Source organism: Caballeronia sp. LjRoot31 (genome assembly GCF_964253885.1).
In the GTDB taxonomy this organism is placed as follows: domain Bacteria; phylum Pseudomonadota; class Gammaproteobacteria; order Burkholderiales; family Burkholderiaceae; genus Caballeronia.
Window position 1 is genome coordinate 1,350,753 of record NZ_CAXURX020000001.1, and the last position, 26,180, is coordinate 1,376,932.

Sequence of the window (26,180 nt, forward strand, 5' to 3'; positions counted from 1 at the left end):
CTTTCTTTGAATTGCCAAAGAAAGTAAGCAAAGAAAGGCAAGTCTGCCGACGGCAGAACCCAGGGCTACGCGTTGCATCCTTTGGTTCTGCCCGCTTCCTTTTTAGGGGACAACATGAGTCTCACCGAACTTAAAGTACCCGATATCGGCGATTTCAAAGACGTCGATGTCGTCGAAGTAAATATCAAAGCCGGCGACGCCATCGAAAAAGAACAAGGCGTCCTCACCCTCGAATCCGATAAAGCGTCCATCGAAGTCCCCAGCGATCTCGTCGGTACGGTCAAGGAAGTCAAGGTAAAAGCCGGCGATAAAGTCTCGCAAGGCACCGTGATCGCATTGGTGGAAACGGCCGACGCCGGCAGCGAAAAGCCGGCAGCGCCCGCTGAAAAGCCCGCTGCGGCGAAAGCCGATGCACCGGCGCCGAAAGAAACGGCCGCGTCCAAGCCCGCTGAACAAAAACCCGCAGGCGGTGGATCGCAAGACGTGAAGGTGCCGGATATCGGCGATTTCACCGACATCCCGGTCATCGAAATTCACGTGAAGGCAGGCGACACCGTCGAGAAAGAACAATCGCTCGTCACGCTCGAATCCGATAAAGCGACCATGGACGTACCGTCGCCCGCAGCGGGCACGGTCAAGGAAGTCAAGGTCAAGATCGGCGATAACGTCTCCGAAGGCGTCGTCATCCTCACGCTTGAAGGCCAGGGCGGCGGTGTCAGCCAGGTTGAGGAAAAACCGAAGACCGCCGCGCCGCAGCCGGCCGAAAAAGCGACTGCCGCGCCCGCACCGAAAGCCGCGTCGTTCTCCGGTTCCGCCGATATCGAATGCGACATGCTCGTGCTCGGCGCCGGCCCCGGCGGTTATTCGGCCGCGTTCCGCGCAGCTGACCTCGGCATGAACACGGTCATCGTCGAGCGTTATGAAACGCTTGGCGGCGTGTGCCTGAACGTTGGCTGCATTCCGTCGAAAGCTCTGCTTCACGCTGCCGCGATCACCGACGCCGCGAAGGAACTCGCGCACCACGGCATTTCCTTCGGTGAACCGACGATCGATCTCGACAAACTCCGCGACTTCAAGTCGGGCGTCGTCAAGAAACTGACCGGCGGACTGGCCGGCATGGCGAAGGCGCGCAAGGTCCAGGTGGTCACGGGTGTCGGCAAGTTTGTCGGCCCGAATCACATGGAGATCGAAGGCGAGGGCGGCAAAAAGGTCGTGCAGTTCAAGCAGGCGATCATCGCAGCAGGCTCGCAAGCCGTGAAGCTGCCGTTCATGCCGGAAGATCCACGCGTGGTGGATTCCACCGGCGCGCTCGAATTGCGCCAGATTCCGAAGCGCATGCTCGTGATCGGCGGCGGCATTATCGGCCTGGAAATGGCGACGGTGTATGCGTCGCTGGGGGCGGAAATCGACGTGGTCGAAATGCTCGATGTCCTGATGGCCGGTGCGGATCGTGATCTCGTGAAGGTGTGGGAGAAGTTCAACGCCAAGCGTTTCGCGAACGTCATGCTCAAGACGAAAACGACCAAGGCGGAAGCAAAGGACGACGGCATCTATGTGAGCTTCGAAGGCGAAAAAGCACCCGCTGAAGCACAACGTTATGACCTCGTGCTCGTGGCGGTCGGTCGTAGCCCGAACGGTGGGAAGATTGGTGCGGACAAGGCCGGCGTGGCGGTGACCGATCGCGGTTTCATCAACGTCGACAAGCAGTTGCGCACGAACGTCGAGCATATTTTTGCTATCGGCGATCTGGTTGGCCAGCCGATGCTCGCGCACAAGGCCGTGCACGAAGGCCACGTTGCAGCGGAAGCGGCGCATGGTGAAAAGGCGTACTTCGACGCATTGCAGATTCCGTCTGTCGCTTACACCGATCCCGAAGTGGCGTGGGCCGGCAAGACCGAAGATCAGTGCAAGGCCGAAGGCATCAAGTACGGCAAGGCCACGTTCCCGTGGGCTGCGTCGGGCCGGGCGATTGCAAATGGTCGCGACGAAGGTTTCACCAAACTCATCTTCGACGAAGAAACGCACCGGATTATCGGTGGTGGGATCGTCGGGACGAATGCGGGCGACCTGATCAGCGAAGTGTGTCTGGCGATCGAGATGGGCGCGGACGCGGAGGATATCGGCAAGACGATCCATCCGCACCCGACGCTCGGCGAATCGATCGGGATGGCCGCCGAGTTGTACGAAGGCGTGTGCACGGACCTGCCGCCGCAGCGCAAGAAGTAAGGCGCGGTTGGCTGGTTAAAGAGCGGCGCGTCCTGTCAGGAACGCGCCGTTTTTTTTGGGCCTTTGCGCTGTACGCGACATTCCCTTGGGGTGACAGAGGGCGAAAAAAAACCGCCCCAACTTTCGTTGGAACGGTTTTCTATTCAGCCTGACCGTCTCGTGGCCGCACCGGAGTTCCCGGCGCCACCGCGTGCGAATGAATTCGCTCAGACCGCTTTCTTGGTAGCACGCGAAGCTTGAGCCGTAGCTTGCGATGCAGCCTTCGTAGCGGCCGTAGCGGCTGCGTTGAAGTTGCTTTCCGCGATCTCGACAGCTTGCTTGCTTGCCTTGTGGATCGTTTCGTACGTGGTGTTGGCGGCAGTGATGGCCGACTTCATCACGGCGACAGCCGTTTCCGAACCTGCCGGTGCGTTCTTCGCGACGTTTTCTACGAGCGTTTGCACCTTGCGGTTCTGGTCTTCGTACTGCTCTTCGGCAACACGGGCAAATTCAGCTTGCGTCGACGATGCAATTTCATACAGGTGACGGCCATACGACAGCGCCTTTTCCGCGACCGGCTGAGCCAGGCTGGCTTGCAGTGCGAGCAGTTCTTGCGCGTCCTTCACCGACAACACGCGTTGCGCGTTTTCCTGGCTTTCAGCCAGCGTCGACTTCACAACTTGCAGGTTCAACTCAAGCAGCTTTTCCAGACCTTCAAATGCCTTGTTCGTCAGGCCGAAGAGGGTGTCGAATTGAGCTTTGTTTGCAGCGGCGATTTGTTCCGGGGTCAAAAGGGTCATGTCACGCTCCTGAAAGTGTCGACCCATCATCAGCGCGGGTCGTGGGTTTTGGCGGCGACCGGAAATCCGGAAACCGTATGAGGCGAACAGCCATTGGTGCGTCGCAACATGGAACCTATTCTAGGGATATTCCTAAAGATGTCAAGTATCTTTTTGTGCGGCGCAACATCGTACGATTGCTTATTAAACAATGGCTTACGAGTGGAGAACTCTGTAGTGGAACTACATTTCGAGATGCGCTGCACCAGCTTGGGGCGAAGGACGCAAATGCTGCCGGTACACTGATCTCGGTTCTGGAAAAGTGGAATTTTGTTTCGAATGAAAGCCTTTTATAGCGATCGATTCGTCTTGCCGCTACCGGCCGGCCATCGGTTTCCCATGCAGAAATATTACCTTTTGCGTGAGCGTGTGCAGGCCGAACTGCCGAATGTCGAGTTGCGTGAAGCGCCGATCGCAGCCGATTTCGAGCTGGCGCGTGTTCACGCGGGTGATTACATCGAGCGGGTGGCGACCGGAGCGTTGGACGCCCGCGAGCAGCGGGAGATTGGTTTTCCGTGGTCGCCTGAAATGGTGGAGCGTTCCCGGCGCTCCGTGGGGGCGACGATCGCTGCGTGTCACGCTGCCCGGGAGGGTGGTTTCGGGGTGAATCTGGCCGGGGGCACGCATCATTCATATGCGTCACACGGCGCAGGATTCTGTGTGTTCAACGACGCGGCCGTCGCTGCCCGGGCGCTACAGGCCGAGGCGCGGGAGCGCGGCGAGCCCACGCCGCACATAGCGATCGTCGATCTCGACGTACACCAGGGCAACGGAACCGCCGCCATCTTCCAGGACGATCCGAGCGTTTTCACGCTGTCGCTGCACGGCACGTCGAATTATCCGTTCAGCAAGGAGATCGGCGATCTCGACATCGCGCTACCCGACGGCTGCGAGGACGACGCGTATGTGGAAGCGCTTTCCGGCGGTTTATCGACGATGTTCGAACGCTTTGAACCCGCCATGCTTATTTATCTCGCCGGCGCGGACCCACACGTCGACGACCGGTTGGGGCGACTCGCACTGAGTGTCGATGGCCTGGCCAGGCGCGATTCCCTCGTGTTCACCGCCGCGTCCGGGCGGGATATCCCCGTGGCAATCACAATGGCCGGTGGTTACGGCCGCGATATCAACGTCACCGTCGACATCCATCTCCAGACCATTCAGCTTGCTGCCGTCGCGTTCGGCGGCCTGCACGATTCAGGCGCACCCGATACACTGCGCCCGGTAAATTTCATTTGAAACGGTTTGAAACTCAGTAAACCAAATGTGTTAACGCGACGTTAACATTCGAGATCGATCAACATCGTCAAAGTTTGTATGAACAAAAACTTTCGATACCGGTCGAAATGCCGTTGAGAACCGGCATGTCTTGCCGAAAAGCTTCGTTTCCTGTCGCCGTCCACACTATCAGTGAAATTTTTGCCTTGAGGGCAAGATCAAAAATCTCCCTCAAGTTTTACAAACTATTGCCGATATGAAGCTGATAGCCCATGTCTGGCAATGGCGTATGGCGGTCAAAACGATTGCGCCATCGGCGATGATTTTTTACGATCGGAACTCAGAATTTGTTCGCTCCGATAAATCGCGTCTTACAAACCGGTTTAAGTAGCGCGGATAAGTGCTTAATATTGCTAATTTTTCGAAGCTTTACTACACTGGCGACACTCTCTCGCCGGTCCAGAACAGAACACTAATGAAAACCGAAATGTTTTCGTCGCTCAGGGTGATCCACGGCGTTGCAGTCCGCACTGCACTGTCGGTTGCCGTGTCGGTGGCGCTCGCGACGTCTTTCGCGGCTGCACCGGTCGACGCTTTTGCCAAGACCCCAACCTCGAAATCCACCAAGAAGCTGGCCAAAGGCGCAGTCGCTGCGCCGCAAGCTAAAACTGCCAAGTCGTCGAAAGTCGCTGCGCGCAATGCCAAGGCGGCGAAGGGTGTGAAGGTCGCTCAAGCCGCTGCGGTACAGGATGACGAGACGCCCCGCGCCACGCGGCGGCATCGCGTAAGTTACCGGATGGACGCGCACGGCCGCCGTGCCGCTGTGCGTTCGGTGGCGTTCCAGCCGCGTCCGCCTACCGTCGGCCAGGCGTTCGGCCTGCACGAGACGCCGGACAGCCTCGCGTTGCGCTCAAGCGTTGCGTACGTGGTGGACCAGAACACAGCAGAAACACTCTTCGATAAAAACTCGCGCGCCGTCGTGCCTATTGCTTCAATTTCGAAGCTGATGACGGCCATGGTCGTGCTCGACTCCAAGGCGCCGCTGACCGAAGAAATCACGGTGACGGACGAAGATCGCGACTACGAGAAATTCACGGGTTCGCGTCTTTCGGTCGGCTCTGAGCTCAACCGCGAAGACATGCTGCATATCGCGCTGATGGCATCGGAAAATCGGGCGGCCGCGGCGTTGTCGCGTTATTACCCGAATGGGCGTCCTGGTTTTATCGCTGCAATGAACGCCAAGGCGAAGATGCTCGGCATGACCGACACGCACTTCGAGAATTCGACCGGATTGACGAGCCAGAACGTTTCGAGCGCCCGCGATCTCGTGAAGATGGTGAATGCGGCGTATCAATATCCGTTGATTCGCAAGTTCTCGACCGATCGCAGCTACGACGTGTTTACCGGCAAGCGCAATCTGGCCTACAACAGCACGAATGCGCTGATCCGGAATCCGAGTTGGGACATCGGCTTGCAGAAGACCGGTTTCATTAACGAAGCAGGCGAATGCATGGTGATGCAGACGACCATTCATGGCCGTCCGGTCGTGATGGTCTTGCTGGACTCATCAGGCAAATATTCACGTTTCGCCGATGCCGGCCGTTTGCGCGGTTTCCTGGAGACCGCTGGCGAGCCGCATATTACCAGCGCCGATGCAGGCGGCGGTGGTACCTGAATCGTTTGAGTCCCAACGTTAAAAAACCGGCCTGATCGTTCGATCGGGCCGGTTTTTTTTATCGCCTGCGAATGTTGCGAATCTTTCGTACTCGCACGGAAAATATCAGCGCTGCTGCGAATCCGCGGTAGCTTCCGGGCGATATCCGAGCGAGCGCGAAATCTCCAGCGCGGTGCCGCTCAGTTGATTCAGCCATGAGTCTTGCAGCCGATCCGCAGGCGCCGAAAGCGACAGGCCGGCGACAAGCCGCCCCGTATCGTCGTAGATGCCGGCGGCGATGCAGCGAACCCCCAGTTCCAGTTCCTCGTTATCGCGGGCGCACGCCTGGCTGCGCACGAACGACAATTCGCGCTCGAGCTTGCCGATATCCGTAATGCTGTTCTGCGTGTGGCCGGAGAGGCCGGTTCGCGTGGCATACGCGCGCACGCGGGCAGATTCGTCGGCCGCGAGAAAGAGTTTCCCCACCGACGTCAGATGCAGCGGTGCACGGCCGCCGATCGCTCGCACGACCTGCATACCGGAGCGTTCGGAATAAGCCCGTTCTATATAGACGATCTCGTCGCCCTGGCGCACCGAGAGATTGACCGTCTGGCCTGTCTGCCGATGCAATTCGCGCATGGGCGGCATCGCGGCTTCGCGCACCGAGAGCCGCGCCTTGACCAGATTGCCGAGCTCGAGCAAGCGCATGCCAAGCCGATACGTGCCGGGGTCCGATCGATCGACCAGACGGCACGTCACCATGTCGTTCAGGATGCGATGCGCGGTGGACGGATGCAGCGACGTGCTCTGCGAGAGTTCTTTCAGGCTGACGGGATCGGTGTGCGCGGCGAGCGCGTCGAGCAGGCGCATCATGCGCTCGATCACCTGTATGGACGTTCGGGATTCCGGGTTCGTATCGCTCATGGAGAAAATCAGTTGATACGTCAAACAGCGGAATAATGATTGTATCTCGTATTGTGAAAAGTGCGAAAGGCTCAGCGGCACGATAGCCGTCACATGCCAGATTTTCTGCAGACAAAAAGAAAAGCCGCCCGGAACCTGAAAAGGCTTCGGGCGGCTTTGGTCTGCAAGTGAGGGGAGCAAAGGCCCTAGTGATTATGCTCGGGTTGTTGCGCCGGCTGCTTACCCCAGAGAGATCGGCCGACATAGGGCGTAGACCCGCGTGACTGCTGCGCCTGCGGTGCTGGTGCCGGCCGGCCCGGATTGCCCGCTTGCGGCTGCGGCCTGCCTCCTTGCGGTCCACCCGCTTGCGGCCCGCCATGACCGCCCCGATCACCGCCGCCGTTGTCTCCTCGGTTACCACCCCGGTTTCCACGGTCGCCGCCCCGATCGTCCCGGCCACCCGGAGGAGGCGGGCGGCGATAACCGGGGCCGTCGTTCCAATAGCGCGGGCCGGGGCCGCCGTAATATCCACCGCCGCCGTCGATGATCACGCCCGACTGCACGACCGGTGCGCCATAGCCATAACCGTAACCGGCTTCGTAGCCAGGCGGGGGAGGCGCAGAGCCCGGGTAAGCGGGATATGCGGAATAACCGCCGCCTGTCGCGTAAGCGGGCGTGCCGTCCGGGTAGACGGCGCAGCCCGCGACCAAGGCGGACGAAGCGAGGATCAGGCTTGTAACTGTGAGTTTCATCATGAGCGGAAAGACGTTCCTTAAACTAATTACCGTATCTGACAGTTTCGCGGAGAGGATGTCGCAAGAAGTTTGTAAAGTTTTATCTCCGCAGTGACAGAGTGACAGTGGCAGGAATTGCTCATGAACCACACAACGCCGACATGTCATACGCTGTTGACAGGACTGCAACAATGCTTTGTGCTGGGGCATCTTTATGGGATAAGTGCAAACCCTTAAAATCTCATTGTCTGGAAGTGGGCCCGTCAGCCCACAGGACCTGAGAAGGGGTTTGAAAATGAAAAAGACAATATCGACCTACTGGCCCATTGCGATGCTCGTACCACTTGCACTCGCCGGCTACTGCCATGCCATCCACCCGATTGCCGGGGCTGCAGCACCCCATCCGCAAAGCGCCGCAAGCGTCAGTGCGGAATTCGCGCGTGCGATTTCACTGGGACTTGTCGAGTCCGATAACGCCGGCAATGGATATCGACAGGCTAATGGGACGTCGGCTACGGCTGTTTCGGGGACGTTCTGAGCAGGGGCGATAGGGCTGCGGGGAGTCCGCTCGGGCGTGCAAACGCCGTCTTTTGTATAATTCGGGACTGCTTCGCGCGGACCCGTCCGGTCGGCCTGGGGCAGCCGAATTGCAAATCGCGCTCAAGCCAACGATGCCTGGAATCTGATGACCACTATCGCCGTCTGTTTCGTGTGCCTGGGCAATATCTGCCGTTCGCCGAGCGCCGAAGCGGTGATGTTGCATCAGGTGGGACGGGCTAGGCTATCTGACAAGATCGTGGTGGATTCCGCCGGTACCGGCAATTGGCATATCGGCCAGCCGCCCGACGAACGCGCACAGCGAGCTGCCCGGAAACGGGGTTACGACTTGTCACCGTTGCGCGGCCGGCAGGTCAGCCGCGAAGATTTCGCGCGGTTCGATCTGCTTATCGCGATGGACGACGCCAACGCCGCCGCGCTGACCGAAGCGTGTCCGGCGGAGTATCGCGACAAGATCCGGTTGCTGATGGAGTTCGCAACCCGTGACGACAGCCGCGTGGTGGTCGACCCGTATTTTGGCGGCGACGAAGGTTTTGAACGCGTGCTCGATCAGTGCGAGGATGCCTGCGAAGGCTTGCTGCGAGCGCTTCGCACACAGTTGGTGGTCTGATCGCGGCCCCGGAAGCAGGTTTCAATCGGTGCAATATTCTCAGCAAATTCCTAAGAAAATGCCTGTAGATACTTGACTAAATCCGTAGGCTATTTATACTTGACCAAAATCATCCAGTATTAGCCGTAGCCCCCGGTAGCTTACAAACTATGAGACTCACCACGAAAGGCCGTTTCGCCGTCACGGCGATGATCGACCTGGCTTTACGCCAGGAGCAGGGCCCGGTGACGCTGGCAGGAATCAGCCAGCGCCAGCATATCTCGTTGTCCTATCTCGAACAGTTGTTCGGCAAGTTGCGCCGGCACGAGATTGTCGAGTCGGTGCGCGGTCCGGGCGGTGGATACAATCTTGCGCGCCGCGCCGAGAACGTCACGGTCGCAGACATCATTATTGCGGTGGACGAGCCTATCGACGCCACGCAATGCGGTGGCAAGGGTGCTTGCGAAGGCACCAAGCAGCACGACGGCCACTGCATGACCCACGAACTCTGGTCCACACTCAATCAGAAGATGGTCGAGTATCTCGACTCGGTCTCGCTGAAAGATCTCGTCGACCAGCAGCGCGCACGCGAAGGATCGCCAGCGGTATTGCGCGACCGGCGTACCGAATCGGCGGGCGTCGAACCGGTGCGCGTGGCGCCGAAAGGACCGAATTCCGTTTTCAACCTGGCCGGCTGACGGCTGCCGCGTTTATTTGAGTATCTATTCAATGACGCGGCCGTCTCGCCTTGAACGAGCCAATTGAGTTAAATCCCCGGAGCAACTGATGAACAACGACATTCCCCACCTGCCCATTTACATGGACTACAGCGCAACGACCCCGGTCGATCCGCGCGTGGTGGACAAGATGATTCCGTACCTGCGCGAGCAGTTCGGCAATCCGGCATCGCGTAGCCACCAATACGGCTGGGACGCGGAGCGGGCGGTCGAGGAAGCGCGCGAGAACGTCGCGAAGCTGGTCAATTGTGACCCGCGCGAAATCATCTGGACGTCGGGCGCCACCGAATCGGACAACCTCGCCATCAAGGGCGCGGCGCATTTCTACAAGAGCAAAGGCAAGCACATCATCACGGTGAAGACCGAGCACAAGGCCGTGCTCGATACCTGCCGTGAACTCGAACGCGAAGGTTTCGAAGTCACCTACCTGGATGTGAAGGACGACGGTTTGCTCGACCTGGACAAGTTTCAGGCAGCCATCCGTCCGGACACCATCCTGGTTTCCGTGATGAGCGTGAACAACGAGATTGGCGTGATCCAGGACGTGGCGGCGATCGGCGAGATCACGCGTGCAAAGGGCATCATATTTCACGTAGATGCAGCGCAAGCGACCGGCAAGATTGAGATCGATCTGCAAAAGCAGAAGGTCGACCTGATGTCGTTTTCGGCGCACAAGACGTACGGCCCGAAGGGTATCGGCGCGTTGTTCGTGCGTCGCAAGCCGCGTATCCGTATTGAAGCGCAAATGCACGGTGGCGGTCACGAGCGCGGTATGCGCTCGGGCACGCTGGCCACGCATCAGATCGTCGGCATGGGCGAGGCGTTCCGGATCGCGCGTGAAGAAATGGCCGTTGAAAACGAGCGTATCCGCATGTTGCGTGACCGCTTGCTCAACGGCTTGAAGGAGATGGAAGAGGTGTATGTGAATGGCGACATGGAAACCCGTGTGCCGCATAACCTCAACATCAGCTTCAACTTCGTGGAAGGCGAATCGTTGATCATGGCGGTGAAGGACGTGGCGGTGTCGTCGGGTTCGGCATGTACGTCGGCTTCGTTGGAACCGTCTTATGTGCTGCGGGCGCTTGGCCGCAACGACGAACTCGCGCACAGCTCGATCCGTTTTACAGTGGGCCGCTTCACGACCGAGCAGGACGTGGATTACGTGATTAACTTGCTCAAGGGCAAGATTCAGAAATTGCGCGATCTGTCGCCGCTTTGGGAAATGCATAAGGACGGTATCGACATTTCGTCGATTCAGTGGGCTGCGCATTAAGCGCTTGGCTGGCCGCTTTGACGGCGGCTCATTTGCGCTCATGTTTGAACGCACACGCATACGAATTCAAGGAGTTTGATCATGGCTTATAGCGACAAGGTTCTGGACCATTACGAAAACCCGCGCAATGTCGGTTCGTTCGGCAAGGACGATGACACCGTCGGCACCGGCATGGTCGGTGCGCCGGCATGCGGCGATGTGATGAAGCTGCAGATCCGCGTGGGCGCGGACGGCGTGATCGAGGATGCGAAGTTCAAGACATACGGCTGCGGTTCGGCTATTGCTTCCAGCTCGCTCGTGACTGAGTGGGTGAAGGGCAAGACGCTGGATCAGGCGCTGGAGATCAAGAACACGCACATCGCCGAAGAACTGGCACTGCCGCCGGTAAAGATTCACTGTTCGATCCTGGCCGAAGACGCAATCAAGGCCGCCGTTGCTGACTACAAGCAACGTCATGGTGCGGGCACGGTGGAAGCTGCTCCGGTTGAAGCAAAGCAACACGCGGCTTAAGCGGTAGGTAGTAATCAGCAATCAGGTTTCGGGAAGGGCGCTTGGGTGATCAGTTAGTCGATCAGTTGACTTCAGGCGCTCTGGTTTTCGATTCAAAGCAAGGCTGCAGCGTGGCGGCCGGAGAAACGATTGACTCCGGGCGAGCGGCTGCTGATGAGAGACTATGGCAATCACGTTGACGGACAAGGCAGCACAACACGTGCAGAAGTATCTGGTTCGACGCGGCAAGGGCGTTGGCCTGCGCGTCGGCGTGCGCACAACCGGCTGCTCGGGCCTCGCTTACAAGCTCGAGTATGTGGACGAACTCGCGCCGGAAGACCAGGTGTTCGAGTCGAGCGGCGTGAAGATCATTGTCGATCCGAAGAGCCTGGCTTATATCGACGGGACCGAGCTGGATTTCGCGCGCGAAGGGCTGAACGAAGGGTTCAAGTTCAATAACCCGAACGTGAAAGACGAGTGCGGTTGCGGCGAATCGTTTCGCGTATAGCGCGGCGCAAGAACAGCAAAAGAGGCGGCGCGTGCCGCCTTTTTCTTTAATGCCGCCGGTTTAGAAGTCTCTCTTGGCCCTGCTTTCCGCTGATCTTTCACTCATTTTCAACATGGCAACGCTCAACGACAGTCACTTCGATCTGTTTGACCTCCCGCCGACCTACGCCATCGATGCAAAAACACTCGACGACGCGTATCGGACGGTGCAGGCGCAGGTTCATCCCGATCGTTTTGCGGCCGCTGGCGACGCGCAGAAACGCGTCGCGATGCAGTGGGCCACGCGGGCGAACGAGGCGTATCAGACGTTGCGCGATCCGCTAAAGCGGGCAACGTATATGTTGTCGCTGCGCGGCGTGCATGCCGACGCAGAGAACAACACCGCGATGGAACCGGCCTTCCTGATGCAGCAAATGGAATGGCGCGAAAACATAGAAGACGCGGCCCACGCCAGGAACCTTGGCGCGCTCGAAGACTTGCTCCGTGAGTTGCGCGATCAGGAACGTATCCGCTTCGAAAAACTGGCGGCGCTGATCGACAGCCATTCCGACCAGGCGGCGAGCGAAGCCGTGCGCCAGCTGATGTTCATTGAGCGCGTGGCGAGCGAGATCGGCGTGCAGATCGAGAAGCTCGACTGAGCCTGACGCCATATATAAAACCAGACGACACCAACCCCCACTAGATCAACGATGGCTTTACTGCAAATTTCAGAACCCGGCATGGCTCCGGCGCCGCATCAGCGGCGGGTAGCTGTGGGTATCGACCTTGGTACGACCAATTCGCTGGTTGCCGCCGTGCGCAACAGCGTGGCCGAAGTGCTGCCCGACGAAGACGGCCATTACTTGCTGCCGTCAGTGGTCCGGTATCTGGAGAAGGGCGGCCGGCGGATCGGCCGCGTGGCGAAGGAAGAAGCGGCGCTCGATCCGCGCAATACCATTGTGTCGGTGAAGCGCTTCATGGGCCGCGGCAAAAGCGAAGTGGAAGGGGCGGAAAACGCGCCGTACGATTTCGTCGATGCGCCGGGCATGGTGCAGATTCGCACCGTCGACGGCGTGAAAAGTCCGGTGGAAGTATCGGCGGAAATTCTGGCGACGCTGCGATATCGCGCGGAAGACACGCTTGCCGACGAGTTGGTCGGCGCGGTGATCACGGTGCCTGCATACTTCGATGAAGCCCAGCGGCAAGCCACGAAAGACGCCGCGAAACTCGCCGGTTTGAACGTGCTGCGCCTCTTGAACGAACCGACCGCCGCGGCGATTGCGTACGGGCTGGACAATGCATCGGAAGGTTTGTATGCCGTGTATGACCTGGGCGGCGGGACCTTCGATCTGTCGATCCTCAAGCTCACGAAGGGCGTGTTCGAAGTGCTCGCAGCGGGCGGCGATTCAGCGCTCGGCGGCGACGATTTCGATGCGATGCTGTATCGGCATGTGCTGGTGAAATCCAAGGTAACGCCCGCTACGCCGGAAGACGTGCGTCTGCTGCTGGATCGCGTGCGCACGGCTAAGGAAGCGCTGTCCGACGCGCCTGAGGCCACAATTCAAGCCACGTTGTCCGATGGCAAGCAAATCGATTTCACTATCACCGAAAGCGACTTCGCTACGCTGACTGACGCACTGGTCGCCCGCACTTTGACCCCCACGCGCAAGGCCTTGCGCGACGCCAAGGTCGCGCCCGCCGAGATCAAGGGTGTGGTGCTCGTTGGCGGTGCCACGCGCATGCCGGTGATCCGCCGCGCGGTGCAAACTTACTTCGGCCAGCCGCCGTTGACCAATCTCGATCCGGATCAGGTCGTGGCGCTCGGTGCCGCCATCCAGGCGGACCTGCTCGCGGGAAATCGTCGCGGAGAAGGCGATGACTGGCTGCTGCTCGATGTCATTCCGCTGTCGCTCGGCGTTGAGACCATGGGCGGATTGACCGAGAAGATCATTCCGCGCAACTCGACCATTCCGGTCGCACGCGCGCAGGATTTCACGACCTTCAAAGATGGCCAGACGGCGATGGCAATCCACGTCGTGCAAGGCGAGCGCGAGCTGGTCTCGGACTGCCGTTCGCTCGCGCGTTTCGAGTTAAGGGGCATTCCCGCGATGGCCGCCGGCGCTGCGCGCATTCGCGTGACGTATCAGGTAGACGCGGACGGGTTGTTGTCCGTGTTCGCGCGTGAGCAATTGTCGGGTGTGGAGGCGTCGGTGGTGGTGAAGCCATCCTACGGTCTCGCCGATGACGACGTCGCGCGCATGCTGGAAGAAAGCTTCACGACCGCCGAAGTCGACATGCGCGCCCGTGCGTTGCGCGAGGCGCAGGTCGACGCGCAGCGCTTGGTGGAAGCATCGCAGGCGGCGCTCGGCGTGGACGGTGAACTGCTGGACGAAGCGGAGCGGGTCAACATTGAAGCGCTGATCGTCAAGCTCTCGGCGGTCACGGGCGGGGACAGCGTTGATGCCATCGAAACGGCGACGAAAGAACTTGCCGCCGCCACCGATGAATTCGCTGCCCGCCGCATGAACAAGAGCATTCGCCGCGCGCTCGCCGGCCGCAGGCTCGACGAAGTCTGACTATTAGCCGAGGACGCGCCGAGCCTCTCACGTACAAAGAACGGAACGAAATTCATGCCTCAGATCGTAGTATTACCCCACGTGGAATTGTGTCCTGACGGCGCTGTGATCGACGCGGATACGTCGAAGAGCATTTGCGACAACTTGCTGGACAACGGCATCGAGATTGAACACGCGTGCGAAAAATCGTGCGCGTGCACGACGTGTCACGTGATCATTCGCGAGGGCTTCAACGCGCTTGTGCCGTCGGAGGAGGACGAGGACGATTTGCTCGACAAGGCCTGGGGACTTGAGCCGACGTCGCGGTTATCATGTCAGGCGATGGCGCCGGCGGACGAGGATCTGGTTGTCGAGATTCCGCGCTACACCATCAATCACGCCAAAGAGAATCACTGAACTTAAATCAGCGACCACGAGACAGGAGCGCTCGCCATGAAGTGGACAGATACGCAGGATATCGCGATGGCACTGACCGACGCGCATCAGAACGTCGATCCGCAATTTGTGCGATTTACGGATTTGCATCGCTGGGTGACAGAGCTTCCGGGCTTCGACGACGACCCTGCAAGGTCCAACGAGAAGATTCTCGAAGCGATCCAGGCGGCGTGGATTGAAGACGCGGATTATTGAATCCGGTCGATTTCTTTGAGCTAAAGCGGTGCGGACAAGGCAAAACGGCGATTCCATCGGGAATCGCCGTTTTGCTTTTGTGGCTTCGTTTCTGAAATTTCCGGCTATAAATCAGCCCGCAGCCAGCGTGCCGTTTTCAATCCGCACGCGTTGCCCTTGGCTGAACGGCGGCGCTTGGCGATACGTGAAGTAACGCGTCTTGCCGCTTTCCATCCGCACGCGTACCGAATAATCGGTTTCGCTGCGCAGATGTTTTTCGACCGCATTACCGCCCAGGCCACCGCCGAGCGCGCCGAGGATCGTCATGCCGGTTCGACCGCCTCCGCGTCCGAACTGATTCCCGACAAGACCGCCTGCGACCGCGCCGCCTACCGCACCAATGCCGGTTCCCTGGCCTTCATGCCGTACGGCCGAGATCGCTTCCACCGTACCGCACGTCGAGCAATAGGCGGGTTGAGCGGGTTGCTGCTGTGCGTAGTTAGGCTGCTGCGCAGGGACAGGTTGCTGCTGTGCCATCTGAGGAGGTGCCGCCTGTTGCTGTTGTTGCTGCTGGGCTGCCGCGCGCTGCTGAGCTTGCTGTTGAGCAAGCTGGTCCTGCTGCGCCTGCTGTTGCTGAGCAGCAGTGGGCTCGGCGGGTTGCGTTGCCGGTTGCGTCGCAACTTGCGCGGCCTGGGTCTGGTCGTTGGTCGGGGACGTACTCGATGCTTTCGGGAACAGCCCGGTGACTGCTGCCGTGGCAGCAAGGCTGGCAATGATCACCGCGCCCGCGGCGGTTGCCACCAGTGGATGAATCTTGCGGTCGCGTGGCGCGTCGGGATTCGGTGAATTCGATGTGGTCATGTTGTTGCTGTTATCCATTTTTGGACCTCCGTCTCAAGGCAGAGTGTGGCATTACCGGGTGTGACGTTGCTCATTCACGAAAGCAGTGTCGAACAATCTGAAGCGTAAGGTTTGTCAATTTGTAACGTTTCCAGGTATCCATCAGATGCAAGAAACGCACCGGATTGAAGATGTGCCGGATGGCTTTGTTTTATAAGGGTTTTCCAGATAAAGCCGGCATCAAGCGGTAGTCTTGGATGGAGGTTTTTACCGAAAGTTACAAATCCAGCCATTCTTCAGGACGAAAAAAAGGCGCTTTCGCGCCTTTTTTACAAACTTGCCGTCCCTGCGTGCGCTCAGTCTTCGCGACGCAAATGCGGAAACAGGATGACGTCGCGAATGCTTGGGCTATCGGTCAGCAACATGACCAGCCGGTCGATACCGATTCCGCAGCCGCCCGTCGGCGGCATGCCGTGTTCCAGCGCGCGAATGTAGTCGGCGTCGTAGAACATGGCTTCCTCGTCGCCGGCATCTTTCTGGTCGACTTGTTTCTGGAACCGCGCTGCCTGATCTTCCGGATCGTTCAGCTCCGAGAAGCCGTTCGCAATCTCACGCCCCACGATAAACAACTCGAAGCGTTCCGTGATGCCCGGAGCCGTGTCCGATGCCCGCGCCAACGGGGAGACTTCCAGCGGATAGTCGACAATAAACGTCGGCTCCCACAATTGCGATTCGGCCGTTTCCTCGAACAACGCGAGTTGCAACGAACCGACGCCCGCGTTCAAAAACTGCGGCTGCGATGCATCGACACCGAACTTCTTCAACTCAGTGCGCAGGAACGCGGCATCGGCGAGTTGTTCGTTCGTGTATTGCGGCGCGTATTTCTGGATCGCTTCGCAGATCGTCAACCGATGGAACGGCTTCGACAAATCCAGTTCACGCCCTTGATACACGATGCTCGCGTCGCCGCGCGCATCGATGGCCGCCTGACGGATCAGCGCTTCGGTGAAGTCCATCATCCACGTGTAGTCCGTGTACGCAGCGTAGAACTCCATCATCGTGAACTCGGGGTTGTGTCGCGGTGACACGCCTTCGTTACGGAAATTCCGGTTGATTTCGAACACGCGTTCGAAGCCGCCGACCACCAGGCGCTTCAAATACAGTTCCGGCGCAATACGCAGGAACATCTGCATGTCGAGCGCATTGTGATGCGTGACGAACGGCTTCGCCGCGGCGCCGCCGGGAATCGGGTGCAGCATCGGCGTTTCCACTTCCATGAAATCCGCCTTCGCCATGAAGCTGCGGATCGACGCGAACGCTTTCGTGCGCGCAATAAACGTCTGGCGCGTTTCCGGCGTCACGATCAGGTCGACATAACGCTGGCGATAGCGCATTTCCTGATCGGCGAGGCCGTGGAATTTATCGGGAAGAGGGCGCAGCGCTTTGGTCAGCAGGCGCAATTCCGTGCAACGCACCGACAACTCGCCCTTGTTCGTGCGGAACAAAACACCCTTCGTCGCGATGATGTCGCCCAGGTCCCACTTCTTGAACGCGTCGTAGACTTCCTGGCCGACGTCTGCGGGCGTGATGAAGAACTGGATCTGGCCGCTGCCGTCTTGCACCGTCGCAAAACTGGCCTTGCCCATCACGCGTTTCAACATCATCCGGCCCGCGACCGCGACTTGCAGCGGCTCGGCTTCGAGCGCTTCCTTGTCTTTATTGGCGTAGTCGGATTGCAGCGCGGCGGCTTGGTGTGTCGGCCGGAAATCGTTCGGAAATGCGATTCCTTGCTCACGCAGCGCACGGAGTTTGTCGCGACGCTCGGCGAGGATCTGGTTTTCTTCCAGTTCGGGAGCTGCGCCCGGCTGAGTCGGTTCGGTCATGATGTGTTTGGCTTTGAGTGCGATGAATGCGGCTTGGTCGTGGGCCTGATGCTGCGTCCAGGTTGTTTGCGTTTCACCGCGTGAATGACAAGGTTGAAACACAGCGCAGGAACACAGGCACACGGATGGTCGCAAATATTAGCGATGCAATGCTGCGATGGATTGCCGTGAACGAAGCAACGTCGAAACGATGCTGTTGGCGCGGCGGCGTGTTACTGAAGCCGCGCCATTTGCTCGACTTTTGCTTATACGCCCTGTTTGAGACTCGCGCCGATGAAGTCGTCCAGGTCGCCGTCCAGCACGGCTTTCGTGTTGCTGATTTCCACGTTCGTGCGCAAGTCCTTGATGCGGCTGTTATCGAGCACGTACGAGCGGATCTGGTGACCCCAGCCCACGTCGGTCTTGCTGTTTTCCAGGTTGTCTTTCTCAACCTGCCGCTTGCGCATTTCGAACTCGTACAACTTCGCTTTCAGCATCTGCATGGCTTCGGCGCGGTTACGGTGTTGCGAGCGGTCGTTCTGGCACTGCACAACAATCCCGGTGGGCGCGTGAGTCAGGCGCACGGCCGAATCGGTCTTGTTGATGTGCTGGCCGCCGGCGCCCGATGCGCGATACGTGTCGGTGCGAATGTCGGCCGGATTGATATCGATTTCGATGGAATCGTCGACTTCCGGATACACGAAGATCGATGAAAACGACGTATGGCGTCCGCCCGATGAGTCGAAGGGCGATTTGCGTACCAGCCGATGAACGCCCGTTTCCGTGCGCAGGAAGCCGTACGCGTATTCGCCTTCAACCTTGATGGTCGCGCTCTTGATACCGGCAACGTCGCCGTCGGATTCTTCGAGAACTTCGGTCTTGAAGCCTTTGCGTTCACAGTAGCGAAGGTACTGGCGCATCAACATTGCGGCCCAGTCGCACGCTTCCGTGCCGCCGGCGCCGGCCTGGATATCGATGAAGCAGTTGTTCGGGTCGGCCGGGTTCGAGAACATCCGGCGGAATTCCATGTCTTCGACGCGTTTTTCGAGCGCTGCCGTGTCCGCTTCGCATGAGACGAGCGTGTCTTCGTCGTTTTCTTCGCGGGCCATGTCGAAGAGGTCTTGCGTGTCGCGAAGATCGTTGTCGAGGTCCGTGATGGTGGTGACAACGTTGTCCAGCAGCTTTTTCTCGCGGCCCAGGGCCTGGGCGTTTTTCGAGTCGTTCCAGACGTTCGGGTCTTCTAGTACCCGGTTGACTTCGTCAAGACGCAGGGCCTTGGCGTCGTAGTCAAAGATACCCCCGGAGCTCGCCAGCGCGACGGCGCAGGTCGGCGAGGAGGTTCTCGATTGCGTTTAGACGTTCCGCTTCCATTTTTGATCGTTTTCAGGTTTTTTGGCTAAGAGGGAAATTATAGCTTAGGACGGGGTGCCTGCTGGACGCCAAAGGCCGCCAGCGCGGGAGAGCGCGTGGTCCGTTCGCACGGATGGCGGGAGGCGGCATGAGTGGTCCAGGCCGGACTGCGCCTTACCCCAGCGCATGTTCCACGATCATCTGGACCCGCGCGACTCCATTCCAGGTATCGGAAACGAGCCGGTACGCCACGACGGCGCGTGCCGGCAGCGTTTCCGTGTGATTAAACCAGATAGCGTTGAACCGCTGCTGCCCGCGCCGCAATTGCAGCTTCAAATGCTTGTCCTTGACCAGCGCCTGGGACGCCACTTCAAACTCCCCGGAAAACACGGGCGCCGGAAAGCCTTGCCCCCACACCGCGCCATCGATCAATTCAACAAACTGCGGCGTGAAATAAGCGTCCTCGAGTTCGCCGTCGGTTTCGACCACCCGTGACAAGGCATCGGACGTCAACCACTCGCGCCCGACGGCTTCAAACGCCGCAGTAAACCGCGCGATGTCAGCGGTAACAATGGTCATCCCCGCCGCCATTGCGTGGCCGCCGAATTTCACGATCATCCCAGGCTCGCGCTTGGAAATCAGGTCGACCGCATCGCGCAGATGAAACCCCGGAATCGAGCGCCCCGATCCCTTCGATAAAACCCCGCTGTCATCGGCATGAGCAAATGTGAACGATGGCCGGTGAAACTTCTCCTTCAGCCGCCCCGCGACAATCCCGATCACGCCCTGATGCCACGCCGGATTAAACAGCGTCAACGTGGCTGAATCCGAAGGATCGATATTGGCAAGTTCCTCAAGCGCCTGTTCCTGCATCCCGGCTTCGATTTCACGCCGCTCGCGATTGATCGAATCCAGTTGCTGCGCGAGTTCCCATGCGCGGCCGATGTCATCGGTGATCAGGCATTCAATCCCAAGCGACATATCCGATAACCGTCCCGCCGCATTCAGCCTCGGCCCAAGCGCAAAACCGAGATCGAATCCGGACGCTGCGCGCGCATCGCGCGCAGCCGCGCGAAACAGCGCCGCGATGCCCGGTTGCATTCGTCCCGCGCGAATCCGCTTCAGGCCCTGCGCGACCAGGATCCGGTTGTTCGGATCGAGCTTGACGACGTCGGCGACCGTGCCGAGCGCAACCAGATCGAGCAGGCCATCCAGACGCGGTTCGGGCGCGTCGGTGGTGAAAGCATTGCGACGACGCAGCTCCGCCCGCAATGCGAGCAGCACATAGAAAATGACCCCCACGCCCGCGATGCATTTACTCGGAAACGCACAGCCCGGCTGGTTCGGATTGACGATGGCGCGCGCGGGCGGCAGTTCATCGCCGGGTAGGTGGTGATCGGTCACCAGCACGTCGATACCCAACGCATTCGCAGCCTCGACGCCATCCACGCTTGCGATGCCATTGTCCACGGTGATCAGCAGATCCGGCTTTCCTCCCGCGCGGCGCGCGGCCAGCGCGACAATCTCGGGCGTCAGGCCATAACCGTATTCGAACCGGTTCGGCACCAGGTAATCGATCTGCGCACCGAACATCCGCAAGCCGCGCACGGCAACGGCGCAAGCGGTGGCGCCGTCGCAATCGTAGTCAGCGACGACCAGCATGCGTCGCTTCGCCGCGAGCGCGTCGGCGAGTACGGCGGCGGCTTCATCGCAACCTTTCAGCCCGACGGGCGCGTGCAATTTCTTGAGTTCGGTCTCGATCTCTTCCGGCGAGCACACGCCACGCGATGCATACAGACGCGCAATGACAGGATGAACGCCATGCCGCACGAGGACGGCGGCATCGGCGGGAGAGGGCGCACGGGTGACGATTCGGGTCATGCGGACAGGCCGGTGAGGATTCGTTTCATTCGCTTCATCTACTCGTTTCGTTTATTCGCTTCGTTCATTCGATAAGCAGCGCCGCGATCGGACGCCGCCGCCAGAATTTGCGCAACGCGCCGCGCGTGACGGTCAGCGACACTGAACCCGTGTCGCTGCACAACGTGAGGCGCAACGTGCCAAGCGTTCCGTTCTCGAGCGCGGCAAGGGCCGGCGCGAACCAGTCGCGCTCAAGCGTGCCGAGCGCGTCGTTCCAGCGCGCCCAGTCCTGCTCGATGAACGGTGCGGAAAACGGGTCGAGTTCGACAAGCGCGCGGCCATTGCTTGCCGTTGTTGAAGCCATGAAAGCGGCGAAAGATTCCGGCGGCGCTTGCGGCACGATATCGGCTGCCAATGCGAGCCCGCGTGTGGCCGGAGCGTTCGACATCACGTGCGCGAATGGGCTCGTTACGCTGCGTAGCGCGCCTTGCGCGTGCAGCCAGATCGAGTTGATCGCGGGCAAGCCACGCGCTTCACGTGCTTCGTTGAGCGGGTGTTCGAACCACGCCATCTGCACTTCGTTCTGCAGCTTCATCCACGCACGTGAGCGCTCGCCGGTGCCTGCTTCATGCGGCAACCAGATTTCGATATTGCGCCCGCTCGCTCGCAACGGCGACGCGCCCGCGAGCTTGCCGAGATTCGGTCCGGCGACGTACCAGCGTGCTGGTTGCGGCGCCTGAATGGTCAGTCCGAGGTCTTCTATCAGCGGCTTGACGACATCGAATAACGTGCGTGCTTCCTGATCGTCTACACCCAGCGTGGCCGGATCGATCAGCACCAGATGATCACGCGCGATCCGCACGTGCACCGGTTCGATGCATGCCCAAATGGTATCGCCGGGCGTTCCGCCGTCGGCGAGCAACATATAGGGCGCGAGCGGCGCTTCGTCGGCGGCTTGTCCGGGCGCCTCGTTCACGACGCCAAACTGCCGTGCGATCCAGCGCTCGTGCGGCAGAGTGCGCTGGAAATCCTCGCCGATCACGCGCTCATCGAGCGTCGCCCGGGCGAGCAGCCGGTCGAGCGCGGGGCGGTCCAGCTTGTGCAGCGCGGTGGCGGCGTCCGCAGCCGATGGCAGCGCGAACGGCAAGAGAAGGTGAAGGTCTGGGAGCTTGGACGTGGGCATGATGCTGCGCATTGTATGGCAAAGGCCCCGGTGTCTTCCGGGCGCTTGCCATTTGCCTCGGTGCTATACGCTACATATGCGTAACAAGTAATACGTGGATAGCTGCCGGACACGCAAAGTCGATCCTGGATCACGTCAAGGCTGGGCTGTGGCAGCGAAGGTGCGCGTGTTGCACGCCGGGATCGGGTCTATCGCTCGCGGATCAATTCCGCTAACCCAACTCCGCAGACCTTGCCCCAAGGTTTTACGACGACACCCGGAGTCAGGCCACACCACATTTCCGTGCCTGCCCGGCTTGATGCATCACGCGCGCGACAACTCACGGGGTTCAACCTTGCGATCGATTTCACTGCGCGTGGGCAATGTTTTCAAGTCGTACATGGCTTGGAGATTCAACCAGAACTCGGGGGTCGAGTCGAAGTAGCGTGCAAGGCGATAGGCGGTGTCGGCCGTGATGCCGCGCCGCTCCTTCACGATTTCATGCAGACGCGTTGCAGGCACATTCAACGCCAGCGCCAGCGCGTTCACGCTCATTTCGAGCGGGACCAGATAATCTTCCCGCAATATCTCGCCCGGGTGAACCGGACGCATGCCGTTCTTGGACATGAGCTTTCCTAGTAGTGGTCAGTGATAGTCGATGATTTCGACGTCGACGGGACCCTTCGTCGTCCATTTGAAACAAACGCGCCATTGACCGTTGATCCGGATACTGAGCTGACCGCGCCGGTCGCCGGAAAGGGATTCGAGCCGGTTGCCGGGCGGCGACTTCAGGTCGCGTATTTCCACTGCAGCGTCCAATGCCGTAAGCCTTCTGATAGCGACATCAGCGATTGCCCGAAACCGTTTCGGTGTTCCACCTTCGTACAGTGTTTGCGTGTCCTTGCATCGGAACGTTTGGATCATTATGTTCATCGTATTACGTTTTGCGTAATACGTCAAGAGTGATGAAATTGAGCCGTTGCTGCGGCTGAAGCCGGGTTTTCGGAGGGACGATGCCGTGTGGGTGAGCCAGGCGAGTATGGACTGCGAGATGGATGACGGAAATCGTCCGAACGGCCAGCATGCTGGCTTGCGCCGTCGTTTCCCCATCCGCCGCGACATCCCGGTTAAAGCGTGGGCTAAAGGTTCGGCTAAGAATTGTGTGGCAAACTTCGCGCTTGATTGCAGACGGATCGGTGCATCCGGTTGCGTTCGATCGATGCGGTAAGGGTAGAAAAGGCGTTGTGACCGCCACCCGATTGACCTGGCTCGGGTCAGAAAAACGCCGCAAGCCGCAAGGTTCCAGCCGTGCGCCGAATGCGCGATGTAAAGATCGAAGAACGTTAGAACGCTGAAAAGGAATCGCTTGAAACTTCCCTACGAATGGCAGATCGGCTGGCGCTATACCCGCGCCGGCAAACGCACCACCGGCAACGGTTTCATCTCGTTTATCGCGCTGGTATCGATGGCTGGTATCGCCCTTGGCGTCGCGGCGCTGATCGTGGTGCTCTCGGTAATGAACGGGTTCCAGAAAGAGGTCCGCGACCGCATGTTGTCCGTGCTCGCGCACGTCGAAATATTCTCGCCGACCGGGTCCATGCCCAATTGGCAACTGACCGCGCAGGAAGCGCGCAAGAATCCGGAAGTGATCGGCGCGGCACCCTACGTGGACGCCCAGGCGCTCCTGACGCGTCAAGGCGCGGTCAGCGGCGTGGCGTTGCGAGGTGTGGAGCCGTCGCTGGAACCGGAAGTGTCGGATATCGGCAAGGAGATGCGGGGCGGCAAGCTCACAGATCTCGTGCCCGGCGGCTTCGGCATTGTGCTCGGCGCGGATCTGGCGACCAATCTCGGCGTGACAACGGGCGACAAGATCACACTGGTCGCGCCCGAAGGCACGATCACGCCGGCGGGCATGCTGCCGCGGCTCAAGCAGTTCACCGTGGTCGGCGTGTTCGAGTCGGGGCATTACGAATACGACTCCACGCTGGCGCTGATTTCCATCGCCGACGCCCAGGCGCTGTTCCGGCTGCCAGCGCCCACGGGCGTGCGCCTGAAGCTGAAGGACATGCAGCGTGCGCCGGAAGTCGCGCGGCAACTGTCGCGAACGCTTTCCGGCGACCTCTATATCCGTGACTGGACGCAGCAGAACAAGACCTGGTTCTCGGCCGTGCAGATCGAGAAACGCATGATGTTTATCATCTTGACGCTGATTATTGCCGTGGCGGCGTTCAACCTGGTGTCGTCGCTGGTGATGACCGTGACCGATAAACAAGCGGACATCGCCATCCTGCGCACGCTTGGCGCGCAACCCGGCTCGATCATGAAGATATTCGTGATCCAGGGCGTGACGATCGGCTTTATCGGCACGGCGCTTGGTGTGACGCTGGGGTGCCTTATCGCGTGGAGCATTCCGTGGCTCGTGCCCATGATCGAGCATCTGCTTGGCGTGCAGTTCCTGCCGCCATCGGTGTATTTCATCAGCGAATTGCCGTCCGAACTCGTCCCCGCCGACGTCGCGCGGATCGGCCTTATCGCATTCGGATTGTCATCGCTCGCAACGCTCTATCCGAGCTGGCGGGGCGCCAAGGTTCGTCCGGCGGAGGCACTGCGCTATGAGTGATAACAACAGCAACATCGTGCTCGAAGCATCGGCGATTTCGAAGACGTTCGTGCAAGGCGGCTTCAACGTGCAAGTGCTCGATAACGCAGAATTGCAGGTCCGGCGTGGCGAGAAACTGGCGATCGTCGGCGCATCGGGATCGGGTAAAAGCACGTTGCTGCACGTGCTCGGCGGTCTCGATGAACCCAGCGCCGGCAAGGTTTCACTGTTGGGCAAACCGTTCACCGCATTGCGTGAACGCGAACGCAATGAACTGCGAAATCGTGCGCTCGGTTTCGTGTATCAGTTTCATCATTTGCTTGCCGAATTCACCGCGCTCGATAACGTCGCGATGCCGCTGCGCATTCGCCGCATGAGCGAAACGGACGCGCGCAAGGAGGCCATGGCCGTGCTCGAACGCGTGGGGATTGGCCATCGGGCTAAACATCGGCCGGGCGAATTGTCGGGCGGCGAGCGTCAGCGCGTGGCGATTGCACGTGCGCTCGTCACGCGCCCGGCATGCGTACTCGCCGATGAGCCGACCGGCAACCTCGACGGCGCCACAGCGGATACGGTGTTCAACCTGATGCTGGAGTTGTCCCAGACGTTTGAGACGAGCTTCGTGATCGTCACGCATGACCCCGATCTCGCCGCACGCTGCGACCGCATCATGCGCTTGCGTGACGGCGTGTTGTTCGAGGAGCCGGTCGTCCCTGTTTGATCGCTGGATAATCGCTGGAATGCTGGAGGCCTTGCATGTGGATCGACACGCATTGCCATCTCGATGCATCCGAATTCGATGCCGACCGCGATGACGTCGCGGCATCGGCGTTGAAGGAGGGTGTCTCGCGGATCGTGATTCCGGGCGTGGAGCGCCAGAATTTCGACCGCGTGCGTGAGCTCGCGCATCGCATTGAAGGTGGTGCTTACGCGCTCGGCATTCATCCGTTGTTCACGCCGCGTGCGCACGACGACGATCTGCGCGTGTTGCGCGAGCAGATTGCCGCGAGTATGGGGGATCCGAGGTTTGTGGGTATTGGAGAGATCGGGCTGGACTATTTTGTACCCGGCCTAGACGATGCGCGCCAAACTTTCTTCTATTACGAGCAGCTCAAGCTCGCACGCGAGTTCGATTTGCCGGTGATCTGCCATGTGCGCAAATCGCAGGACAAGGTGCTCAAGGGCCTGCGCGTGTTCTCCGTCAAACTCGGTATTGCGCATGCGTTCAACGGCAGTTTTCAGCAGGCCGAAGCGTTCATCGCGCATGGCATGCGCCTGGGTTTCGGCGGCAATCTGACCTTCGAACGCGCCCGCCAGATTCGACGCCTCGCCGCGGAGTTGCCCATGGACGCGATCGTGCTTGAAACCGATGCGCCTGATATCGCGCCTTCATGGCTCTACAAGCATCGCAATGCGCCGGATCAGGTGCCTGGCATCGCGCGGGTCCTTGCTGAGTTGCGCGGCATTGACGAAGAGACGCTTTCCTTAGGCACAACGGCTAACGCGCACGCCGCGCTGCCGCGGCTTGGCCTTATCTCCGCATAATCAGTTCCTTGTTTTCGTTCGATCGTAGGCATTGAAGGGCAGTTCTTTCCTTCGATGCGTCTGCGCTCGCGTCGAGTTTTTGAGGAGCGTGC

26 protein-coding genes are annotated in these 26,180 nt (G+C 59.7%); 16 read left to right on the forward strand and 10 right to left on the reverse strand.

Features of this window, described 5'->3' with window-relative positions:
- Positions 1-114: 114 nt before the first annotated feature.
- Positions 115-2,226: a dihydrolipoyl dehydrogenase gene (gene lpdA / locus ACSQ8V_RS05805; RefSeq protein WP_436205148.1), complete on the forward strand. Its 2,112-nt coding sequence runs from the start codon at positions 115-117 to the stop codon at positions 2,224-2,226.
- Positions 2,227-2,432: 206 nt separating this feature from the next.
- Here the strand turns inward: lpdA and ACSQ8V_RS05810 are convergent, their stop codons facing one another.
- Entirely contained in the window at positions 2,433-3,005 is a 573-nt protein-coding gene (locus tag ACSQ8V_RS05810; RefSeq protein WP_213763332.1) for a phasin family protein, read from the reverse strand.
- 318 nt (positions 3,006-3,323) lie between these two features.
- Here ACSQ8V_RS05810 and ACSQ8V_RS05815 point away from each other — a divergent pair, with 318 nt between their 5' ends.
- Together ACSQ8V_RS05815 and pbpG are read left to right on the forward strand one after the other, a co-directional pair.
- Positions 3,324-4,283, forward strand: coding sequence for a histone deacetylase family protein (locus tag ACSQ8V_RS05815; protein WP_436205149.1), 960 nt, complete (start codon positions 3,324-3,326; stop codon positions 4,281-4,283).
- A 454-nt stretch (positions 4,284-4,737) separates the two neighbouring features.
- The gene (gene pbpG, locus ACSQ8V_RS05820) at positions 4,738-5,937 is read left to right on the forward strand and encodes a D-alanyl-D-alanine endopeptidase (protein ID WP_436205150.1); all 1,200 of its coding nucleotides are present in this window, start codon (positions 4,738-4,740) and stop codon (positions 5,935-5,937) included.
- 105 nt (positions 5,938-6,042) lie between these two features.
- Here pbpG and ACSQ8V_RS05825 read toward each other — a convergent pair whose 3' ends face one another.
- Together ACSQ8V_RS05825 and ACSQ8V_RS05830 are read right to left on the reverse strand one after the other, a co-directional pair.
- Positions 6,043-6,840, reverse strand: coding sequence for an IclR family transcriptional regulator (locus ACSQ8V_RS05825; protein WP_213763326.1), 798 nt, complete (start codon positions 6,838-6,840; stop codon positions 6,043-6,045).
- A gap of 185 nt (positions 6,841-7,025) precedes the next feature.
- Positions 7,026-7,574 (reverse strand): hypothetical protein, encoded by a 549-nt coding sequence (locus ACSQ8V_RS05830; RefSeq protein ID WP_436205151.1) that lies wholly within the window; start codon positions 7,572-7,574, stop codon positions 7,026-7,028.
- 274 nt (positions 7,575-7,848) lie between these two features.
- Here ACSQ8V_RS05830 and ACSQ8V_RS05835 point away from each other — a divergent pair, with 274 nt between their 5' ends.
- From ACSQ8V_RS05835 to iscX, 10 genes are all read left to right on the forward strand, one after another.
- Positions 7,849-8,091: a hypothetical protein gene (locus ACSQ8V_RS05835; protein WP_436205152.1), complete on the forward strand. Its 243-nt coding sequence runs from the start codon at positions 7,849-7,851 to the stop codon at positions 8,089-8,091.
- A gap of 147 nt (positions 8,092-8,238) precedes the next feature.
- On the forward strand, positions 8,239-8,721 hold the full coding sequence (locus ACSQ8V_RS05840; protein ID WP_436205153.1) for a low molecular weight protein-tyrosine-phosphatase: 483 nt from the start codon (positions 8,239-8,241) through the stop codon (positions 8,719-8,721).
- Between the two features lie 149 nt (positions 8,722-8,870).
- Positions 8,871-9,398: a Fe-S cluster assembly transcriptional regulator IscR gene (gene iscR / locus ACSQ8V_RS05845; RefSeq protein ID WP_213763320.1), complete on the forward strand. Its 528-nt coding sequence runs from the start codon at positions 8,871-8,873 to the stop codon at positions 9,396-9,398.
- 88 nt (positions 9,399-9,486) lie between these two features.
- The gene (locus ACSQ8V_RS05850; protein ID WP_213763319.1) at positions 9,487-10,710 is read left to right on the forward strand and encodes an IscS subfamily cysteine desulfurase; all 1,224 of its coding nucleotides are present in this window, start codon (positions 9,487-9,489) and stop codon (positions 10,708-10,710) included.
- A gap of 81 nt (positions 10,711-10,791) precedes the next feature.
- Positions 10,792-11,220, forward strand: coding sequence for a Fe-S cluster assembly scaffold IscU (iscU, locus tag ACSQ8V_RS05855; RefSeq protein WP_213763317.1), 429 nt, complete (start codon positions 10,792-10,794; stop codon positions 11,218-11,220).
- Positions 11,221-11,383: 163 nt separating this feature from the next.
- The gene (gene iscA, locus ACSQ8V_RS05860) at positions 11,384-11,707 is read left to right on the forward strand and encodes an iron-sulfur cluster assembly protein IscA (RefSeq protein ID WP_213763315.1); all 324 of its coding nucleotides are present in this window, start codon (positions 11,384-11,386) and stop codon (positions 11,705-11,707) included.
- A gap of 112 nt (positions 11,708-11,819) precedes the next feature.
- Entirely contained in the window at positions 11,820-12,344 is a 525-nt protein-coding gene (gene hscB, locus ACSQ8V_RS05865) for a Fe-S protein assembly co-chaperone HscB (protein WP_436181193.1), read from the forward strand.
- A 51-nt stretch (positions 12,345-12,395) separates the two neighbouring features.
- Positions 12,396-14,261 (forward strand): Fe-S protein assembly chaperone HscA, encoded by a 1,866-nt coding sequence (gene hscA, locus ACSQ8V_RS05870; protein WP_436205154.1) that lies wholly within the window; start codon positions 12,396-12,398, stop codon positions 14,259-14,261.
- Between the two features lie 54 nt (positions 14,262-14,315).
- Entirely contained in the window at positions 14,316-14,657 is a 342-nt protein-coding gene (gene fdx, locus ACSQ8V_RS05875; protein ID WP_060816902.1) for an ISC system 2Fe-2S type ferredoxin, read from the forward strand.
- A 36-nt stretch (positions 14,658-14,693) separates the two neighbouring features.
- The gene (gene iscX / locus ACSQ8V_RS05880; protein WP_213763309.1) at positions 14,694-14,891 is read left to right on the forward strand and encodes a Fe-S cluster assembly protein IscX; all 198 of its coding nucleotides are present in this window, start codon (positions 14,694-14,696) and stop codon (positions 14,889-14,891) included.
- Positions 14,892-15,002: 111 nt separating this feature from the next.
- Here iscX and ACSQ8V_RS05885 read toward each other — a convergent pair whose 3' ends face one another.
- From ACSQ8V_RS05885 to ACSQ8V_RS05915, 7 genes are all read right to left on the reverse strand, one after another.
- Entirely contained in the window at positions 15,003-15,749 is a 747-nt protein-coding gene (locus tag ACSQ8V_RS05885; RefSeq protein ID WP_436205155.1) for a glycine zipper 2TM domain-containing protein, read from the reverse strand.
- Positions 15,750-16,066: 317 nt separating this feature from the next.
- Entirely contained in the window at positions 16,067-17,593 is a 1,527-nt protein-coding gene (gene lysS, locus ACSQ8V_RS05890; RefSeq protein WP_436205156.1) for a lysine--tRNA ligase, read from the reverse strand.
- A gap of 245 nt (positions 17,594-17,838) precedes the next feature.
- A protein-coding gene (gene prfB, locus ACSQ8V_RS05895) for a peptide chain release factor 2 (protein WP_436181197.1) occupies positions 17,839-18,943 on the reverse strand; the annotation gives its coding sequence in 2 pieces (ribosomal slippage) (positions 17,839-18,861 and positions 18,863-18,943; 1,104 coding nt in all).
- Positions 18,944-19,096: 153 nt separating this feature from the next.
- Complete coding sequence (gene recJ, locus ACSQ8V_RS05900) at positions 19,097-20,803, reverse strand: single-stranded-DNA-specific exonuclease RecJ (RefSeq protein WP_436205157.1); 1,707 nt, start codon at positions 20,801-20,803, stop codon at positions 19,097-19,099.
- A 64-nt stretch (positions 20,804-20,867) separates the two neighbouring features.
- Positions 20,868-21,977: a regulator gene (locus ACSQ8V_RS05905; protein ID WP_436205158.1), complete on the reverse strand. Its 1,110-nt coding sequence runs from the start codon at positions 21,975-21,977 to the stop codon at positions 20,868-20,870.
- 291 nt (positions 21,978-22,268) lie between these two features.
- Positions 22,269-22,571, reverse strand: coding sequence for a HigA family addiction module antitoxin (locus tag ACSQ8V_RS05910; protein ID WP_213763298.1), 303 nt, complete (start codon positions 22,569-22,571; stop codon positions 22,269-22,271).
- Between the two features lie 18 nt (positions 22,572-22,589).
- Complete coding sequence (locus ACSQ8V_RS05915) at positions 22,590-22,871, reverse strand: type II toxin-antitoxin system RelE/ParE family toxin (RefSeq protein WP_436206600.1); 282 nt, start codon at positions 22,869-22,871, stop codon at positions 22,590-22,592.
- 439 nt (positions 22,872-23,310) lie between these two features.
- Between ACSQ8V_RS05915 and ACSQ8V_RS05920 the strand changes: the two genes are divergently transcribed.
- From ACSQ8V_RS05920 to ACSQ8V_RS05930, 3 genes are read left to right on the forward strand one after another with little or no spacing between them, the layout of a single operon-like run.
- Positions 23,311-24,564, forward strand: a complete 1,254-nt coding sequence (locus ACSQ8V_RS05920) for a lipoprotein-releasing ABC transporter permease subunit (protein ID WP_213763295.1) — start codon at positions 23,311-23,313, stop codon at positions 24,562-24,564.
- Positions 24,557-25,264: a lipoprotein-releasing ABC transporter ATP-binding protein LolD gene (gene lolD, locus ACSQ8V_RS05925; protein WP_213763293.1), complete on the forward strand. Its 708-nt coding sequence runs from the start codon at positions 24,557-24,559 to the stop codon at positions 25,262-25,264. Before ACSQ8V_RS05920 ends, lolD begins: the two co-directional genes overlap by 8 nt.
- Positions 25,265-25,299: 35 nt before the next feature.
- Complete coding sequence (locus ACSQ8V_RS05930; protein ID WP_436205159.1) at positions 25,300-26,088, forward strand: TatD family hydrolase; 789 nt, start codon at positions 25,300-25,302, stop codon at positions 26,086-26,088.
- Positions 26,089-26,180: the final 92 nt, after the last annotated feature.

Coding starts and splice junctions, on each gene's coding strand:
- lpdA (WP_436205148.1), top strand. CDS start 115: ATGAGTCTCACCGAACTTAAAGTACCCGATATCGGCGATTTCAAAGAC.
- ACSQ8V_RS05810 (WP_213763332.1), bottom strand. CDS start 3,005: ATGACCCTTTTGACCCCGGAACAAATCGCCGCTGCAAACAAAGCTCAA.
- ACSQ8V_RS05815 (WP_436205149.1), top strand. CDS start 3,324: ATGAAAGCCTTTTATAGCGATCGATTCGTCTTGCCGCTACCGGCCGGC.
- pbpG (WP_436205150.1), top strand. CDS start 4,738: ATGAAAACCGAAATGTTTTCGTCGCTCAGGGTGATCCACGGCGTTGCA.
- ACSQ8V_RS05825 (WP_213763326.1), bottom strand. CDS start 6,840: ATGAGCGATACGAACCCGGAATCCCGAACGTCCATACAGGTGATCGAG.
- ACSQ8V_RS05830 (WP_436205151.1), bottom strand. CDS start 7,574: ATGATGAAACTCACAGTTACAAGCCTGATCCTCGCTTCGTCCGCCTTG.
- ACSQ8V_RS05835 (WP_436205152.1), top strand. CDS start 7,849: ATGAAAAAGACAATATCGACCTACTGGCCCATTGCGATGCTCGTACCA.
- ACSQ8V_RS05840 (WP_436205153.1), top strand. CDS start 8,239: ATGACCACTATCGCCGTCTGTTTCGTGTGCCTGGGCAATATCTGCCGT.
- iscR (WP_213763320.1), top strand. CDS start 8,871: ATGAGACTCACCACGAAAGGCCGTTTCGCCGTCACGGCGATGATCGAC.
- ACSQ8V_RS05850 (WP_213763319.1), top strand. CDS start 9,487: ATGAACAACGACATTCCCCACCTGCCCATTTACATGGACTACAGCGCA.
- iscU (WP_213763317.1), top strand. CDS start 10,792: ATGGCTTATAGCGACAAGGTTCTGGACCATTACGAAAACCCGCGCAAT.
- iscA (WP_213763315.1), top strand. CDS start 11,384: ATGGCAATCACGTTGACGGACAAGGCAGCACAACACGTGCAGAAGTAT.
- hscB (WP_436181193.1), top strand. CDS start 11,820: ATGGCAACGCTCAACGACAGTCACTTCGATCTGTTTGACCTCCCGCCG.
- hscA (WP_436205154.1), top strand. CDS start 12,396: ATGGCTTTACTGCAAATTTCAGAACCCGGCATGGCTCCGGCGCCGCAT.
- fdx (WP_060816902.1), top strand. CDS start 14,316: ATGCCTCAGATCGTAGTATTACCCCACGTGGAATTGTGTCCTGACGGC.
- iscX (WP_213763309.1), top strand. CDS start 14,694: ATGAAGTGGACAGATACGCAGGATATCGCGATGGCACTGACCGACGCG.
- ACSQ8V_RS05885 (WP_436205155.1), bottom strand. CDS start 15,749: ATGGATAACAGCAACAACATGACCACATCGAATTCACCGAATCCCGAC.
- lysS (WP_436205156.1), bottom strand. CDS start 17,593: ATGACCGAACCGACTCAGCCGGGCGCAGCTCCCGAACTGGAAGAAAAC.
- recJ (WP_436205157.1), bottom strand. CDS start 20,803: ATGACCCGAATCGTCACCCGTGCGCCCTCTCCCGCCGATGCCGCCGTC.
- ACSQ8V_RS05905 (WP_436205158.1), bottom strand. CDS start 21,977: ATGCGCAGCATCATGCCCACGTCCAAGCTCCCAGACCTTCACCTTCTC.
- ACSQ8V_RS05910 (WP_213763298.1), bottom strand. CDS start 22,571: ATGTCCAAGAACGGCATGCGTCCGGTTCACCCGGGCGAGATATTGCGG.
- lolD (WP_213763293.1), top strand. CDS start 24,557: ATGAGTGATAACAACAGCAACATCGTGCTCGAAGCATCGGCGATTTCG.
- ACSQ8V_RS05930 (WP_436205159.1), top strand. CDS start 25,300: ATGTGGATCGACACGCATTGCCATCTCGATGCATCCGAATTCGATGCC.